Here is a 17386-nt window from a genome sequence, read left to right as displayed (position 1 = left end):
TTAGTTAACCACTTATAAATCTAATTGATATAACAGCATGCCGGGTGGTGTTTATATAGTTGTAAGTTGCATCTCAAAAAAATGCATTAAAAATGCTTTGCTTTTTTTTGTGCTACTTTTTGCTGTTACCAATGTGGCCGCTGAAGATATCCTGGTAACGTCAAAGGCAGATAGTGGTACCGGCACTTTACGGGCAGCGCTTACAGCCGCCGCGGCTAATGGCGATACCTCGCCAGACCGCATATTATTTAACCTGCCGGGCTCTACCGAAGCTGATTTCACTATTACAGTTAACACTCAACTGCCGGATGTTTCGTCTAATTTGATCATCGATGCAACAAGTCAGCCCGGAAATATTATTGCCGGCACAGTAAATACAAATGTAGTTATAAAATCTACTATTCAGCCGTTAAATGATTTTAACGTATTTCAGGGTAATGGTGTACATGATTTAGAGGTTTATGGCTTTTTATTTTGGGATACAAATTTACCCGGATCATCAGACCCTAACCGCTCCCGCCGCAGTGGAATAGTGATAACTAACGGAAAACGTATCACTATAGGAAAAGCAGGTAAAGGCAATTGGTTTGACGGATACAACCAGCAAAGCATAGAAATGACCGACTGCCGGGAACTAACTATAGTTGCCAACACGTTTCAAAGAAGAACGAGCAACAAAGATCCGGGCGATACGGGTACCATTTATTTACAACGCATTATTGGCTTGAATTTTGGCGAACCCGGCGCAGGTAACGTATTGTTGACACATTTAGTTGTTTCGCTTGCCAATACAACAGAGCTGTCTAAGCTTGTATTTATTGACAACAATATTGGCGTTGAAGGCGACGGGAAAACTACCAACAAGCGCAGTATGGCGGGTGTAAAAATTGTTGGCGGTGATATCAACCCAACCGATCCAAACACCCTTATTGATATTCTATTTACGGGAAATGTTCTCAGCCACTACGTTGATTATGGACTAAAGCTTGATTTTTTAAAAGGCAAGGCAATAATTAAACATAACTGGTTTGGTACAGACCGCAGTGCTACCCTGCCTTTAAATTTCAACAGAAATGATCCATACATGGGCAGAGGTACAGCAGTTTCCTTAACACGGTTTCTTGGAGATCTGCAGGTTGGAGATACAGACCCAGCGCAGGCAAATGTTTTCGCTAATTCTGAATATGGTGTTGCAATAGCCGCAGTAACTAATTTGCTGCTTATGCGAAACTCATTTCAATGTATCTCCATTAATGATTTTGATTCGGGCTATGATGACATCCCTTTAATAAAAGTAACAAGCGCAACAAATACTTCCATTAGCGGTACAACCTCGCCTGGCGCTATTGTAGATCTTTTTCAGGCCGACCAATGTAATACCCATTGTTCGCCCTACAAATTAATAGCCACTACGTTTGCAGATGCTGCAGGGGTATGGAGATATACATTTGCAAACCCTGTAAATGCTTTTGTGATTGCTAATTCGCATGTGGGCAAAAAATCATCAAACTTTACGCAAATTACAGTAAATGCAGATGAGGTACAGATAACGGATGCCAGATGCGGACAGCTTGGTTCTATCAGGAAGGTCAAAGTATTTAATACAGATAACATTAGATGGCTTGACAGGGACGGAAAGGTTGTGTCAACGTCATTAGATCTTATAGGTGTGCCGCCTGGTGGATATAAATTGGTGGCCGGTAGTTATTGTTCTGCAGAAACAATGTTCTATGATATTCAGGATTTTAACGTGAGGGTGAATGACTACTACCTTAAAGTGCAGCAGCCTTTTTGTGATTCAAAAAATGGAAGCATTATGGGCTTGATCATAGTTAATCAAAATTACGCTGATCCGGTTTCTGTACGTTGGATTGATGCTGATCAAAAAACGGTAGGTACTTTTATAGACCTTAAAAATGTTGGGGCCGGAACTTATTACCTCAAGCTAACAACCGTATCGGGATGCGAGACCAGTTATGGGCCTGTTATTCTTACTGCAACAAGCACTCCCTCAACGGGTGCGCCACTTCAGGCAAACGTTAATAGTGTTGTTATTATGCCGGATAATTGCAGTTCTGCAACGGGTAGCATTAGCGGTGTGCAGGTAAACGGCGGTGTAGCGCCATACCATTTTACCTGGAAGGATGCCTCTGGTATAACAGTAGGTACTGCTCAAACCCTCACATCGGCAAAAGCAGGCACTTACACTTTAACTATTGCAGGAGCTGATAATACAGATTGCAGCCGCGTGGCGCTTAGTTTTGATATTCCTGCCCGCGATGTTGTTTTGTCTGCACCTAAGGTAGCGTCGGTGGAAATTTGCTATCCGGGTGTAGCGCAGCTTAGGGTTATCAATCCGGCTAAGGGCAAATACAAACTTTATGGCTCTGCAACAGCGCAGGTGCCTTTACAGGAAAATAACACAGGCAGTTTTGCAGAAAATGTTACCGGTAATACTATCTATTATATTTCTTTGGAATCTGGATCTTGCGTTAGTCCCCGGACAGCGTTAAGCGTTCACGTAATAGGGGCGGGTATAAATATTCCAAATTTCTTTACACCCAACAACGATGGCGTAAACGATACGTGGAATATTACTAATGTAACCGATTATCCGAATCTAACCGTCAGGGTTTTCAATAGAATAGGTGCTGAAGTATATCACTCCCGCGGCTATTCTTCAGCGTTTACAGGGAAATTAAATAACAAAGACCTGCCGGTGGGCACATATTACTATTTGATTGACCTTGGGGCCGGGTGTGCGCCGCTCAAAGGTCCTTTAACTATATTAAGGTAGATCAAGATCATCATTTTGAGCAGTTTCTAGATAGTACAATGGTGAACGATGCCATCCGTTGAGGTGAGAAAACTATGGCCAATGGCTTTGCAGACTGTACATGGATTAACATCCCCAATTGAAAAGAGACAATCGATCCGGCGACGAAATACTAAAAATGCTGCAAACTGCTTATACATTATACAATCTGATCGCCACGGATTGAATGTTAGAGGCAGTGACTGCAGAGTTGTTTAAACATTCGATCCCCCAATTATTCTGCTTGATCCAAACCTAGTCTGAAACGAGAGCTTTTGGTGGGTTTCGACACCCTTTTCTGCGGAATGGACGGGTCCGCAAACATGCCTTTTTTGACCTTATAGATCGGTATTTCTTATCTCCAGGTAACCGTTTTGGTAACCGAATATTTTGATTCGAATTGATCGATTTTGAATCGCTCAGACAAATGTACATCCAATATGTTAAATTAACAATAGTAGGCAGCTGACATTTATTCAAGTTTACGTATTTTCATCTTTATTTTTCAAATGCGTGACCCAATAAAAGAACCCGCCGACCATTCCATAATCAGCCACATTGTGGAGAAAGCGGAGGGTTGGGGTCTTGAGATCCAAAACCACGGCACAAATACCATTTCAGTTTGGACTAGCCGTTATATAGGCTTACGCATTCGCTTATGGATCGATAATGACGAGACGATTCGTTTCAACTATTATTGTCGTACGAACTCTTGGTTCTATGGCGGTGAGCGGACAGATCTACATGATAGTTTTACGGTGTTTTTTGCGGTATTTCTAAAGAAATTGAACCTATGTTCGATATTTACAATCATGGTTCATAATCCGGCGACTGGAGCGGATGCAGAGATCTATGGCAATTATCTGATCCCGGAGCAAATCCACCCGGGGCTTATCAACGCGAAAACAGTTGATTTGGAAAAATTGGATGAGCTAGTAGGGTCTTTATCAATGTTCGAGCAATACGTTTGGGAATTATATGGAGGCTGTCCATGTGAAAATTGTCGCAAGGAACTAAAATATGATTTTGAGTATCGTCGAAAAGACATAGAAAAAGCAAGATTGAATCGAGCAAAAAAAGTAGCGGGCGATGACCCGATGTTGACGAACTACATGGAGCGAACGTTGCCAACTTGGTTTTACTATCGGAATTTCAAAACAAAGGTCACTCTGATCGATTCCCCGGAGATTATGCCTTTCTTTCATGCTTTATCTCGTTCATCATCCCAGATAATCAAAGGGATTAGCGGCGACCTGATTGTGGTCGATCAGTTTCAACATTACTTAAGTAACTCGGTCAGAAAAAAGCTATACGAATATTTCAAGCAACTGGAAGAGAAGTTGCCTGACTTGGTCATTTTGGAAAATAAGATTGTTGCTGTCGGTGAACGGGTTATTCTCACCGTAGATACAAAATGCGGAGTAAGTCGGTTTAAAAAAGAACGTGAGAAGGTTAGGGAACGGCATCAGACAGAATTCGATGTGCTTTTTAAGCCGCACGCCCTCAAATGGGCCGACAAGATCCAGGATGATGTCTTCGAAGACCTAATTAAAGAGCTTCTGGAGAGGGAGCCTAATGTCAATAGAGTAAGAAAGCTTGCCCATACCAGGGAGCGTGATAAAGGGGCGGATCTTGTTGCCGAGTGGGTCGTCTCTAAGGATAGTCTTTCTCCAGATGAGGACCCGTACATGACCATTAATGTGATCGTGCAATGTAAGGCTTACAAAAATGGCGTGGGGAAATCAGATGTTCAGGATATTAGAGATACTGTCGAACACCGTGAATATGATACGACAAACAATAACATTCGAAATACATGAAAAAATTACTGCTCTTTTTGGGCTTTATAGCGATAGTTGCGTCCGGATTTTCTCAAGACTTTTATCAAGTCAGCACTAAATCCACCAAAGCCAAAGTTCCTTCAACCCTTTGGGGACTCTTCTTCGAAGACATTAACCGCGCCGCCGATGGCGGCGTCTACGCCGAAATGGTGGAGAACCGCAGCTTCGATTTCCCCAAGCCCCTGACCGCCTGGAGCACCTGGCCCTCACCCCAACTGCGGGACGGCATCTTTATGGTCGTCAACCAAATAGCGACCAATGCCGCCAACCCCAAGTATATGCAAGTCGACCTCCGTGCCAGAGACACGGTGGGCCTGATAAATACTGGTTTCGATGAAGGCATGTCCTTTAAAAAAGGCCTCCCTTATAACCTGACGCTGCGCTACCGCCAACAAACACCCGGTATCCACGTCCGGATTTTTCTGTTCAGCGGCAACAACAAGATCCTCGCCAGAACCGAAATGACCCCGGACAATGATGCTAAAGATTGGCATAGCCAGGAAGTCAGCATTACACCGATCGACACCGCTACAAGAGGCAAGCTTCTGGTCATCTTCGAAGGCTCCGGCAAACTCGACGTCGACCGCATTTCGCTCTTCCCATCAGATACCTGGAAAAATCGCAAAGGCGGCCTCCGCGCCGACCTCGTGCAGAAACTCGCCGACCTTAAGCCCGGGTTCCTTCGTTTCCCCGGCGGCTGCATCGTCGAAGGCAACCAGCTGGTACACCGTTACCAGTGGAAGCACACCATCGGCCCATTAGAGAATCGCGAAATGGTGCAAAGCATCTGGGCTGACGATGTACCGGACCGCCAAACCCCCGACTACATGGAAAGCTTCGGACTTGGTTTTTATGAATATTTCCAGCTGGCTGAAGACATTGGCGCCGCGCCCTTGCCCATCATTAACGTCGGCATGTCTTGTCAGTTCGATGCCGCCGAAGTCGTACCTATCAACGAGTTGGAACCGTTTATCACCGATGCCCTCGACCTCATCGAATTTGCGAATGGCAGCACCAGCACCTATTGGGGTAAAAAACGCGCCGAGCTCGGCCATCCCGCTCCCTTTAACCTGAAACTCCTCGGCATCGGCAATGAGAACTGGGGTCCGCAATATGCCGAACGGCTGAAACTGTTTACCGACCGCATTAAAGCCAAATACCCGGAGATCCGGCTGATCAACGCCACCGGCTACAGCCGCAATATCCCCGTCTTTACTTATATGGATTCAGTATTGCGGGCACGAAAAGCAGATATCATCGACGAGCATTTTTACGACACGCCAAAATGGTTCATGGATAATGCTAACCGCTACGACAGCTACGACCGCAAAGGCCCCAAGATCTTTGTCGGCGAATATGCCGCCCAAAGCGACCGGATCGGCAGCATGAAGAATGTCAACAACCTGCTCACTGCCTTAAGCGAAGCCTGCTTCATGACCGGCATCGAGCGCAACGCGGATGTCGTGGATATGGCCAGTTACGCTCCTCTCTTCGCCCATGTGACCGGCTGGCAGTGGACGCCTAACCTCATCTGGTTTGATAATTCCACCTCTTATAATACACCCAATTATTACGTGCAGCAACTATTCTCGCTGAACAGAGGCACCGATGTCGTGCCCCTCACCAAAGATGGTAAAGCGATCTGCGGGCAGGACAGCTGCTGGGCCTCGGCGGTGGTCGACAAAAACACTCGCGAACTGGTGATAAAAATGGTGAATATGAGCAGCAAGCCTAAAGCCAGACAGATCCGGCTGACGAATACAACAGCCGCCGGGGAAGCCAGCTGGATCAGCTTAGCCAATGGCAGCACGGGGATCATGAACAGTATTACCAATCCCGATAATATCAAACCGGATACAAAGACGATAACTGCCAACGGCAAGGAGGTTTCATTTACCGCCGCCCCTTTTTCATTTAATGTCATTAAAGTCAAACTGAAATAGGCACTGAAAACAACAATTCATATTGAACCATGACGCAAAACGGCCAGCTCGATCCTACCGATATCCGTATCCTGGAGATCCTCCAGCAGGATGCCCGGATGGACGCGACCCATATCGGGCTGGCCGTTCATAAAAGCGAAGCCGCGATCCGCAAACGCCTGGCCAAACTCCGCGAACAAGGTTATATCCGCCGATTTGCCGCCCTCCTCGACCGCCGCCTCGTCGGCCGTCCAACCCTGATGATCACCCTGGTCAAACTCAACGGCCACGCCTCCGCCGTGCTGCAAGCCTTTGCCGCTGCGATCCAGGTCCACCCCGAGGTACAGGTCTGCCTGCACCTCTCCGGCGAATACGATTTTATCCTCCAGATTACCCTGCGCGATGCCGCTGAATACGAGGATTTTCTCGAACAAAAACTTTGCTGCCTGCCCATGGTCGATAAAGTACATTCCTCGCTGGTGCTCAAAGAATATAAGATGGAACCGGCCTTTCCCCTTGAAAAATAGGCCCTTGCGAAAAACGCCGTATTTCCCGGCAAGCACTGCGGAAACCGTCCACCTGAAAATAAAGTCGCCGCATGCAGCCTCTAAAGCGGATTTTTAAAAGAATGAAACAACTGATACCATATATCTACCTGCAGGTTTTGCCCGCCCCGCTCAGCGGTTTTCACATCCGGGAGGTCACGCGATGAGAGATAAGATCCTGGTGACCGGCGCCTGCGGGCAGCTCGGAACTGAACTGGTCATGGCCCTGCGCGAACGTTACGGCTGGGAGCGCGTGATCGCTACCGACGTGTATGATGCGAACGATAAACTCATGCAGAAGGGTGCGTATATGAAGCTCGACGTACTCAATGTCCGCCGGCTCAGCTATGTATTTGAACGCATGGGTGTCGGCCAGATCTACCACCTGGCGGCCGTGCTTTCTGCCAGCGGCGAGCAAAACCCGGAGGCGGCCTGGCAGATCAATATGCAGGGTTTACTCAATGTATTGGAGGCGGCCCGGGCGCAGCGCGTCGAAAAGATCTTCTGGCCCAGCAGCATCGCGGTATTCGGCCCGGAATCGATGCGCGCAGCCTGTGTCCAGCAATCTGCACTTGACCCGACCACGATCTATGGTATCAGTAAAATGGCCGGTGAATACTGGTGCCGCTGGTACTATAATACCTATGGTATAGATATTCGCAGTATTCGCTACCCCGGCCTGATCAGCTACAGCGCCAAGCCCGGCGGCGGTACGACCGATTATGCCGTCGATATTTTTCACAAGGCGCTGGAAGAGGGTCACTACGGGTGCTTCTTGCGGGATACGACCACTTTGCCGATGCTCTATATGCCGGATGCCGTCCGCGGAACGATCGAACTGATGGAGGCACCGCGAGGCCAGCTGAGCGTGCATACCAGCTACAACCTGGCAGGTCTGCACTTTTCGCCCCGGGAGCTGGCGACCGAGATCCGAAAACATATCCCTGGCCTGACGGTCAGCTACCATCCCGATTTTCGGCAGGCGATCGCCGACAGCTGGCCGACCGGTATCCTGGACCTGGAAGCACGCCGTGACTGGGGCTGGGAGCCACAATTTGATCTGGAAACCATGGTCACTGATATGCTGGCCCATTTAAAGAACGATGTTCACCAAATTGATGTACCTGTTGAGAGATAAAGGGATGACCCGGACCACGGCGGAGCACATCTGGCCCTTTATAGGGAATTCGGTCATGGTCCGCATATTTTACCGTTACCCGGGCGAAAGGGCCAGTTCCGTCCTGGTCAAATGCGAGCAGTTTAACCTGACCGGCAGCATTAAGGACCGGATGGCGCTTTACATTCTGCAAAAGGCGAAAGAGTCGGGGCAGTTGAAAGCCGGCGATACGATCGTTGAAGCGACCTCCGGAAACTCCGGTATTGCCTTTGCCGCGATCGGCAGAGCGCTTGGCCATCCTGTCAAGATCCTGATGCCCGACTGGATGAGCCGGGAACGGATCGACCTGATCCGCAGTTACGGAGCAGAAATTGAGCTGGTGTCCGCTCAGCAGGGCGGCTTCAAAGGCAGCATCGGGATGGCGAACCGAATGGGTTATGATGAGCGGGTTTTCCTGCCCAGGCAATTCGAGAACCAATATAACGTGGAAGCGCATGAGAAGACGACGGGCCGCGAGATCGGCCACCAGCTTTTGCTGGCTAAACTGAAACCCGCAGCTTTTGTGGCCGGCGTTGGGACGGGCGGCACGATTATGGGCGTGGGTAAATACCTGCGGACGCTGTTCCCGGAGATCGCCCTGCACCCGCTGGAGCCGGCCGAAAGCCCGACACTCAGCACCGGTCATAAGGTGGGCAGTCACCGGATACAAGGCGTTTCCGATGAATTCGTACCGGAGATTGTCGACCTGCAACGGTTGAATGATGTGGTACAGGTGAATGATGGAGACGCGATCCTGACCGCGCAGCTCTTGGGTAAGATAGGTCTCGGCGTAGGGATATCCTCCGGTGCAAATCTGGCAGGTGCGATCAAGCTCCGGCAACAGCTGGATCGGCAGGGGGAAGTGATCACCGTATTCCCCGACAGCAATAAAAAATATTTAAGTACGGCGCTGATGGCCAAAGAGCCGGAGCAGCCGCATTATATCAGCAGCGGTTTGGAGCTGCTGCGTTATGAACAGATCAAAAGCTGAATATGAGCATCGAAGAGATCACGCATATCGAATATGCCCTGCTGATCGGAGCGCTGGATGACCTGCCCTTTGAAAAGGCGGCGGAACTCCACGGGGAACTGACCGCCAAATATTATGCCTATGTGGATAAAGCCATACAATGCAAAAAGGCCGCGATGGATTTTAAAGCGGTTGGGGCACGCGTACGAATGGGGACGGCCGCGGAGTTCGTGGCGACGAAATGAGTTTTTGGTTTAATTTATAGTTGGTGACAAATCGCTGGTGTTCTTTGTGTAGTTTTTTCAATTAACCCGAGAGAACTGTTAATAGTTAATTCAAATCTGGTAAAGCGGTTGCCCCGCAGCGTGGCTGCCGCCTTTATCCTTTAAAAAATTGCTTGCTTTTTAAGCAAACTTTAACATATAACCCCTATTTTCCTACCGGGCGGTAAGTATTTGACCGGTAGCTTCGTGCTATCAAATCAAATACAGAACCTATGGATATCAATTACTTAACAGCAAGTTTCAAAGATTTTGAAAATATTCCGGACCTGGATATTTTCCAGCGCGCAGCCGAGTTTAACCGTTACCTCGATTACCTGCAGGCCAATGGCCGGCTTAACTACCGCTTCGTAACGCACTCGGGCTGCCTGCCCGAAGTGCTGGTCGAAGTGCCCGGAAAAGGCGTTCAAAAAATGGTCGGCCTGGTCTCCAACGATTACCTCGGTTTCACCCAGCATCCTGAAGTTAAAGCAGCGGCTATTGCCGCGATCGAACAATATGGTACGGGCGCCGGCGCCTCACCGGCTATCGGCGGGCACTTCCTGTTCCATGAGCAACTGGAACAAAAGATGGCGGACTTTTTCCACCGCGAAGCGGGCATTGTTTATACGACGGGCTATACCGCTAACAGCGCGACCTTACAGTGCCTGCTGAAAAAAGAAGACATCGCTATCCTGGATATGGGTGTCCATGCGAGTGTTATGGAGGGTTGCCAGCTGACCAATGTGAAGCGCTTCCTGCATAATGACCTGGCCGACCTGGAGCGGATACTCATTGCCTCGAAAGATAGCTACCGGACAAGGCTGGTCGTTATCGACGGGGTGTATTCGCAGGATGGGGACCTGGCGCCGCTGGGCGATATTATCCGGCTCGTCCGGCAATATGGCGCCTTTTTGATGATCGATGATGCCCACGGCACGGGGGTGATCGGGAAGACCGGCCGCGGTGTGATCGAACTGCATGGCCTGTTCCAGGAAGTAGACCTGATCTCGGGTACGTTCAGCAAGACCTTTGGCGTGGTTGGCGGCTACGTGGTGGGTAAACCGGAGCTCATCCGCTACCTGAAGTTCCAGTCCCGGCAGCATTTGTTCTCGGTGACATTGCCGCCTGCCGCTGCAGGTATCCTGAAGGCGATCGACCTGCTGGATGAAGAGCCGGAATGGATGGGCCGGCTCTGGAAGAATGTGCACTATTTTACGGCCGGGCTTAATTCGCTTGGGCTGGATATCGGCACCACCCAATCGGCCATTGTCCCGGTCAGGATCGGCGACCCCGCCAAAACGGCCGCCGCCGGGCAAATGCTGCTGGATAGGGGTATTTATGCGAACCCCATCATCTATCCGGCCGTGCCGCGCAAGGATGCCCGTATCAGGATGAGCCTGATGGCGACGCATACCCGGGAGCACCTGGATAAAGTGCTCAACGCTTTCGAGGATGTCAGTAAGCAACTGCAGCTCCCGAAAGCGGTCTGATGATCTATATACCTTTACCTGGATACCACAATGAAATATGATAAAGACGAGAAAATAGAACGGCTGGTGAACACCATCGGCAAGCTGCTCCTCGAAAAGGGACACCAGGCGATCGGTATCAACCAGGTCGCCTTGCGGGCCGGGATCAGCAAGCCGATGATCTATGATTATTTCGGTTCACTCAATGAGCTGGTCAAGGCCTATATCCGCAAGAAGGATTACTGGATGCCGTTCTTCGAACAACTGCAGCTGCCGGATGCGGATGATAGCAGGGCGCTCGAGGCCTTCTTTACGGTCACGCTTCAGGAAGAATTTTTGTATTTCTTCCAGGAGCCCGAAATGCAGCGATTGATCCTGTGGCAGATCAGTACGGTCAGCCCGCTGATGCGCTCGATCTCCGAGACCCGCGAAAGGGAGGGCATGAAACTGCTGGCTTTGGCAGATCCATACTTCCGGGAATCGGGCGTTAGCTTTCGCGCTGTATCGGCTTTGATCGTTGGCGGTATTTACTATATGGTGCTGCACGGCGTGTACAACAAAAGCACGGTCTGCGGTATCGATGTGAACCAGTCCGGTGACCGGACCGTCATCCTCAAAACGATTGCTGCGCTTGTTTCCCTGGCCTGGCAAAAAGCGACCGCTGGTTCGGTTGATAAGGAGATATTACCTATGAATCATGAATGTGAAGTGTTCGCCGCTATCGCGGCAGGTTTAAAAGCCCGTGGTTTCGCGGGTGAGCCGGAAGAGCAGCCGGATGCTGCCCTGGCACTGGAGGCGGCACGGCTGATCAATGCGATCGAGACCCATTCGCTAAGCGTTAAAAATGAGGCGCAATTGTTCAGTTATATCAATCTCATGCTGCATAAGCTCACCGAGATTGCCGATGCTCTTTACCGCATCGCAGATCGGCCTTCAGCCGAAACAGGCTTAGTCCTGCAACTGATGTTGCGCATCCGTCGGTCGATCCGGCATAAGTTGAACAGGCAGCTGCGGCTGCCGCTGGCCTTTATTGACCGGCAAATTCCGCGGGTCAATGATCGCTGGTCTGTTATCAGGTCGAAGCTCCATGAACTGGGTATCGACCCGCTGCTGATCGAGATCACGGGTCTGCCGGCTAGCGAACTGAACGCTGGCAGCCCGGTGCCTACCTGGCATGATTACCTCTGGCTGAAACGCCTGCTGGCCGTGTTGGAAGAACCCGATTGGGACGTGCCCGGCTGCGGTACGGCCGAAGAGAGCCTGATCTCCCGGCTGATCCGGCTGGATTTTAACCAGCAGCGTTTCCAGGCCTATTGCTACCGGATGCTCAAACAGAAGATGCAGCAACGGCCGGGCAAGACCGCCAAGCTGGAAGAATTGCACCGATGTAAGACGCTGGTGATGCAGGACGCGGCCATGTCTGCCCTGCGCTATGACCGGCACGCCGAACCGGTGGTGAAGCAATTGTGTAACTGGATCGATGCCGAGATGACTCTCGTTAAAGAGGTCGAACCGGAAGAAGGGCCCGATAGTAAAGCCAATCCCCATAAATTCAATTACAAGATCAACGCAGCGGGCATTGCCGTCTGGCACAAACTGCAGAACGACCATGGACTGCTGGATGAAAAGGTCGACGACCTGTCGGTCAAGATCGCTTATAACTGTTCGAGCATGGGCCAGCCGGATTTGTCGGCGCCCAGCCAGCGCAGTAAGTTTTACACCACGGATGAGAAAGTGATCCGTCCGCTGGTGGGGGTGATGGAGGAAATGCTGGAAGATCTGAGGGGCTTGATCTGAAAGCGGGAACTCCTTCGGGGCCTGTCACTCGCGTGGCGGGCTCTTTTTGTTTAAAAGATGGCCGAATCCGTTCGCTTCCAGGAAGCCGGCGAATTCGTTCCAGATACGATGGTCGAAGCCCGGCAACGCGAGGAGTTCGTCCATGTGCAGCGCGGACATTTCTGCCAGTGAGTCAAAGCAATTTTCGGCTGCCGCCTTTTTAAAAGCGTCGCTGAGCGGCAGGCTGGAAATAGGCTGCAGCAGTTTGGAGGTTTCGGGAATCGGGTTCACTATAAACGTTAAAGCGCAGGGCTGACCATTATCCGTATCCCGTAGCCTGCGAGAGCTTAAGAAACAAGACAAGACCAGACACCTGCGCTGTAACGCAGGCGATCAGATCTATTCGTCCTTGTTTCTGTTTGGAGTCTCGCAGTTCCGATACAAGTCAAATAGCCGTCGCTATTAAATATTTTTTATGCCGAAGATAAGAAAAAAATAGCGCAAGGCGGGGGTACATGTACCCTTTTTCGACTTGCGGCGCATGATCGACTCCGCTTGTTTTGGGCTAAAAAAACTAAGATTATGGAAGTATTTTTAAATGAGAGAATGAACAAATTACTGGAAGAGATCGAGTTGTACAGGGAGATGGGCATCCCGGCAGCCAAGCGACTGGCAGGCATCCTGCAAGCCGTGCAGGCTGTCCTGAAGGACCTGCGGGGACATATCGCCGCCAATCCTTTCGTTGAGGAAGCGGCTGAGATCGCGTTCTTCAAGATTGTTAAACCAAAATTCGTTGCGGAACAACTTTACGCGGTAGAATTGTATAGCCTGGAAACGAACCGGCCGGTCGGCGACGAGCTGGCACTCAAAGCCTATTACGAATTCGAACTGAAGCATATCCGGCGCTTCTTCGAACAGCACCGTTTTATGCATCAGTATTATTTACTGGACGGGCACGAGCTCGACCATTTGTATTTTGTGCGCGGCGCGGCAGCGCCGGTGGTCATTACGGCCGAACTGCCCAGCAGTGACCCGGAGTTCTCGACGGCTGCCGATTACCTTTATGCGAAGTTTATCGCTTACGAGCGTCTACAGGAACATTTAGCCGGTTTACTCTATCCCTCCGCGGGGACGCTGCCGGCACAAAAGAAGCGTCTTCCATGGCCGGGTGAAAAAACCGACCTGATCGAATTTGCCTATGCGCTTTACTGCTGGCTGCGTTTCAAAAAGAGCGAGCGTACGATCGTGGAGATCATTGAATGGCTGGAGGAAAGTTTCGGGATCACCTTACCGCGGCATTACCGGCGGTTCGCCGAGATCAAGATGCGGAAGGTGTAGAGCCGGACCAAGTTTCTGGATGAGTTGCGAGACTTGCTGACTGCTTATATGGATGAGGGGGATGCGTGGGTGCCGGGAAGTTGATTAACTTTGAATATTATGCCGCTTCATCATCTTGCATTGTTTTCCAAGGATACCGATGCCAATGCCACCATTAAAGGGTACGAGTTCCAAAAATTAAGAACACTCGAAATTTGGCTGGAAAGCTATCTGGCAAAATCAGATGAGATCACGTATTGCGAGTACCAGGATGATATTTTCAGCCGTGATACCGGGACCTGGGTTTCCAACTTCCGGCAGCTTAAATTGTACTCTTCCAAGAACTTTTCCTTTAAGAGTGAAGAAGTAACCAAAGCGATCTATAACTTCTTTATGCTCTTTGTAAAGGGAGAGTTCAAGTTTGATGACGTGCAGTTCTGGTTCGAAACCAATACCGGGATCGCACGTAATCAAGCGGGTAACGGCGCTGACTTGCTGAAAGAATGGCATCAGCATCAGGGACAGTTGTCACCAGAGCTACTAGCGCGCTGTACCGCTCAGATCAAGGAAACAGTGATTGCTGAATTAAAAAACACTTCGGCTGATATTCATACCGTTCCCAATGAGGTTTGGGAAGACTTTACGCTGCGTATCCATTGGCAATTCGACGATATAGATCCTGAAACAGCGCTTGAAAATGTGATCATTAGGATACGAAGCCTTATTGCCAAAATTACTTTCCCTATAGCGCAGCAGCAGCCTAAAGCGGCATTTTACTGCCTTATCTACGAAATATCTAAACGCTCGATGGCTGACCAAGCTGAAGGCCGGAAACTGGACAGCGAGTTATTGGATAAGTTATTGCTGACCACCATCGATCAACTGGAGACCGGCTATGCCGAAGACTGGGAGAGCTGGCACAACATGGATACCTTAGCGCATTTCCGGGCTTCTGAATTTTACCAGGTGATGGGTGCGGCCTATTACTGTAATCAGAACAGGCATTTACACCACCATTTGGGTTTCTGGCAGGGTTTGCTTCAGCATTATATCGTTTTAGATGACACGCCCTTGCATTACCGGCGCAGAGCGATCAGTGAGCTGATCTGGTGCGTCAGTAAAAATTTTACGACGGGTTTTCCTTTAGGCTCCCTGTTGGGTCTCGAACCGCACATCCGGCTTTATTTTGGAACTATTGCCGGGTTCCAAGGGTATGAATCTGTTGCCGAGGCCATCCATTTATTGGTTCCGGTTTTCCTGCACGTGCACGAAAAAACGTGTGAGCTGGACTTAAAGGAGCCGTTGTTATGGCAGCGGCAGATACGGTCGCTGATCAATAAGCATATCGGTTCGGCGGAAAGTCCGGAAGCTATCTGTTACTACAATCAGCTCGCTGCGCTGCTTATCCATTTAGACATAACCGAGACCCTAAGCAAGGATAGCATCAAAGATGCCCTCCCTTTTTACCGGGCCATATTAAATACTCTTGATCAGGCGCAGCGGTACAATGTGGTCGCGCTCGCGGCCCAAATCAATCAATGGCTTGACCGGTTGATGAAAGATGGGACCAGCCTGGATGACATGGAACCCTTGCAGGAGTTCGCTGATCAGCTCATACCCTTTGTCAATTCCCGGGAAAATGATGAATCCAACGCGCTTCGTTATAACGAAACGGGTAATCGTTATCTGGAAACGACGGACCGTAATGGCGTACTGAAAGCACTAACATGCTTTCATAAAGCAAAGGCACTCTACCGGCAGGATAGGACCAGAAAAGGTTATGTGCTCGCCTTGTTAAATATCGGGCAATTATATAACGTGGCTGGTTGTAACCTGGCGGCCAAGTATTATTCGATGTCTGCCGCCTGGCATTGCAGCCAGCATGAACAGCTGCACGATTTGTTGCCTGATGCTATGGGCTTGCTTTATCACATGGACCATGCACAGGGTGCCTGGTTGAGTTCTATGGAAGCGTTCAGGTTATATATCAACGCCAGGGCAGAGTTCAACACGAAAGGGTATGACCTGTTGGATAAAAATTTGCAGGAATTGGCTTTTGTGATTTCTGCCGGACCGCGGATCGCGCCGCAAACGCAGTCAGTTATGGAGCAGCTAAAACGGGGTATGGGCCAATTCTATGATTTGTATTTGGAACACTATGTGATCGAGGACGACGAATTGACAAGCAAAGAGATCGATGGTGTCGTCCAGGCTAAATTGGATGACACGCCTTTTAACGATGCCGGTAAGACCAGGACGATCGAATGGCACGCAGGCGGGCTTTCCTGGAAGATCAGTTTTGAAAACACCTGGCTTATGAATTCGGTCGCTGAGGAGTTTTGTGCCATCCTTCAGGTCTTATTGCTGGAGCTGATGCTTTCAAAACATGATCTTCACCTGCTGGAAATACCGCTCGAAGTGGAATTAAAGATCAGGGCCGGGGGTGAGGAGCCCTTGAGAGCACAGCAAAACAAAGCGAAATGGACCGTTTATATTCCGGCTGTTTTGGACGAGGACTATCAAGCGATCGAACAACAGGTTCCCACGATCGTAGCCAATATTGCCATTTTGTTACAGGAGGTAAGTCTATTACCCGGCGAAGAGTTGACAGAGCTGATCACAAAGCATTTCGACCAGGAAAATCTTGCCGGTAAAACGCTTCCTGACTTTATTTATCAGCGGCTTTACAGGCATCTTTTTTCCCGGGCGTCATTTGAGCAACTGTCCAGAACGGCTATTGGGACCGTCAATTCGACTTTTACACATAAAACGTTTCGCCCGCTAAAGTGGCTTGACACGTTGAGCGCGAAATATGATCGGGATGGCGCGATGGAGATGATCCGACAACGTTATGAAGGGTTCACCTTGAATTCTCATTTGACCCTCAAAAAGATCAAAGATGATCCCGCCTACCCCGAATTCATCGGAGCGCTTAGAACCGAGGGCTGGCTCGACTGGCAAATTCTTATGGCCATACGTAATTTTATTTTAAGTAAAAAAGCGAACGCATTGTTATTGGGCCGACGGTTTCCATCAGAAGCGGAGCGGGTGGCGGCGTACCAGCGGGAAGGTTTTCGCTTGCAGTCGCTACCGGAAGAAGAAAATTACATCCCACTTGTTCTGAGCGATTTCAGCGGTAGCTCTCTTCGCAATCAATTAAACAACACCGCCAAATTAGTTTTGATGAATTTTGATTTGGACTATCAGGTACAATATCCCGTTTTTGAAGCCTTGCTCAGATTTGTCAGGGCCCGGCTCCGTTTCGGAGAAGATGACATCAAAGAACTTAGCCCGTTATAAGAAGGGCGGCGT

The 17386-nt window shown here is 49.6% G+C and carries 12 protein-coding genes; 11 read left to right on the top strand and 1 reads right to left on the bottom strand.

Going from position 1 to position 17386, the window contains the following annotated elements; genetic code table 11:
* The first annotated feature begins 37 nt into the window (after window positions 1–37).
* The 9 genes from CLV57_RS01425 to CLV57_RS01385 all read left to right on the top strand — a co-directional run bounded on the left by CLV57_RS01425 (window position 38) and on the right by CLV57_RS01385 (window position 12778).
* Complete coding sequence (locus CLV57_RS01425; protein ID WP_100339583.1) at window positions 38–2797, top strand: gliding motility-associated C-terminal domain-containing protein; 2760 nt, start codon at window positions 38–40, stop codon at window positions 2795–2797.
* A gap of 527 nt (window positions 2798–3324) precedes the next feature.
* Window positions 3325–4635: a restriction endonuclease gene (locus CLV57_RS01420; protein WP_100339582.1), complete on the top strand. Its 1311-nt coding sequence runs from the start codon at window positions 3325–3327 to the stop codon at window positions 4633–4635.
* Window positions 4632–6599 carry an alpha-L-arabinofuranosidase C-terminal domain-containing protein gene (locus CLV57_RS01415; RefSeq protein ID WP_100339581.1) on the top strand — a complete coding sequence of 656 codons (1968 nt, stop codon included), beginning with the start codon at window positions 4632–4634 and terminating at the stop codon, window positions 6597–6599. Before CLV57_RS01420 ends, CLV57_RS01415 begins: the two co-directional genes overlap by 4 nt.
* A 29-nt stretch (window positions 6600–6628) precedes the next feature.
* Entirely contained in the window at window positions 6629–7105 is a 477-nt protein-coding gene (locus tag CLV57_RS01410) for an Lrp/AsnC family transcriptional regulator (RefSeq protein WP_100339580.1), read from the top strand.
* Between the two features lie 181 nt (window positions 7106–7286).
* Window positions 7287–8261, top strand: a complete 975-nt coding sequence (locus CLV57_RS01405) for an NAD-dependent epimerase/dehydratase family protein (RefSeq protein ID WP_100339579.1) — start codon at window positions 7287–7289, stop codon at window positions 8259–8261.
* Window positions 8227–9270, top strand: coding sequence for a PLP-dependent cysteine synthase family protein (locus tag CLV57_RS01400; protein ID WP_245856806.1), 1044 nt, complete (start codon window positions 8227–8229; stop codon window positions 9268–9270). The genes CLV57_RS01405 and CLV57_RS01400 overlap by 35 nt, the downstream gene beginning before the upstream one ends.
* Window positions 9271–9272: 2 nt before the next feature.
* On the top strand, window positions 9273–9494 hold the full coding sequence (locus CLV57_RS01395) for a hypothetical protein (protein WP_100339577.1): 222 nt from the start codon (window positions 9273–9275) through the stop codon (window positions 9492–9494).
* 251 nt (window positions 9495–9745) lie between these two features.
* Entirely contained in the window at window positions 9746–11002 is a 1257-nt protein-coding gene (locus CLV57_RS01390; RefSeq protein WP_100339576.1) for an aminotransferase class I/II-fold pyridoxal phosphate-dependent enzyme, read from the top strand.
* 30 nt (window positions 11003–11032) lie between these two features.
* Complete coding sequence (locus CLV57_RS01385) at window positions 11033–12778, top strand: TetR/AcrR family transcriptional regulator (RefSeq protein ID WP_100339575.1); 1746 nt, start codon at window positions 11033–11035, stop codon at window positions 12776–12778.
* Between the two features lie 24 nt (window positions 12779–12802).
* On the opposite strand, the gene CLV57_RS18260 is transcribed toward CLV57_RS01385, so the two are convergent.
* Window positions 12803–13048: a hypothetical protein gene (locus tag CLV57_RS18260; protein WP_157799028.1), complete on the bottom strand. Its 246-nt coding sequence runs from the start codon at window positions 13046–13048 to the stop codon at window positions 12803–12805.
* Window positions 13049–13339: 291 nt separating this feature from the next.
* Here CLV57_RS18260 and CLV57_RS01380 point away from each other — a divergent pair, with 291 nt between their 5' ends.
* Together CLV57_RS01380 and CLV57_RS01375 are read left to right on the top strand one after the other, a co-directional pair.
* On the top strand, window positions 13340–14095 hold the full coding sequence (locus CLV57_RS01380; protein WP_100339574.1) for an RteC domain-containing protein: 756 nt from the start codon (window positions 13340–13342) through the stop codon (window positions 14093–14095).
* Window positions 14096–14194: 99 nt separating this feature from the next.
* Entirely contained in the window at window positions 14195–17374 is a 3180-nt protein-coding gene (locus CLV57_RS01375; protein WP_100339573.1) for a dsDNA nuclease domain-containing protein, read from the top strand.
* The last annotated feature ends 12 nt before the right edge of the window (window positions 17375–17386 follow it).

The sequence above is a fragment of the Mucilaginibacter auburnensis genome, from assembly GCF_002797815.1.
Lineage (GTDB): Bacteria > Bacteroidota > Bacteroidia > Sphingobacteriales > Sphingobacteriaceae > Mucilaginibacter > Mucilaginibacter auburnensis.
The sequence above is the reverse complement of the archived record's forward strand: the minus strand, read 5'-3'. Positions and strand labels throughout refer to the sequence as shown.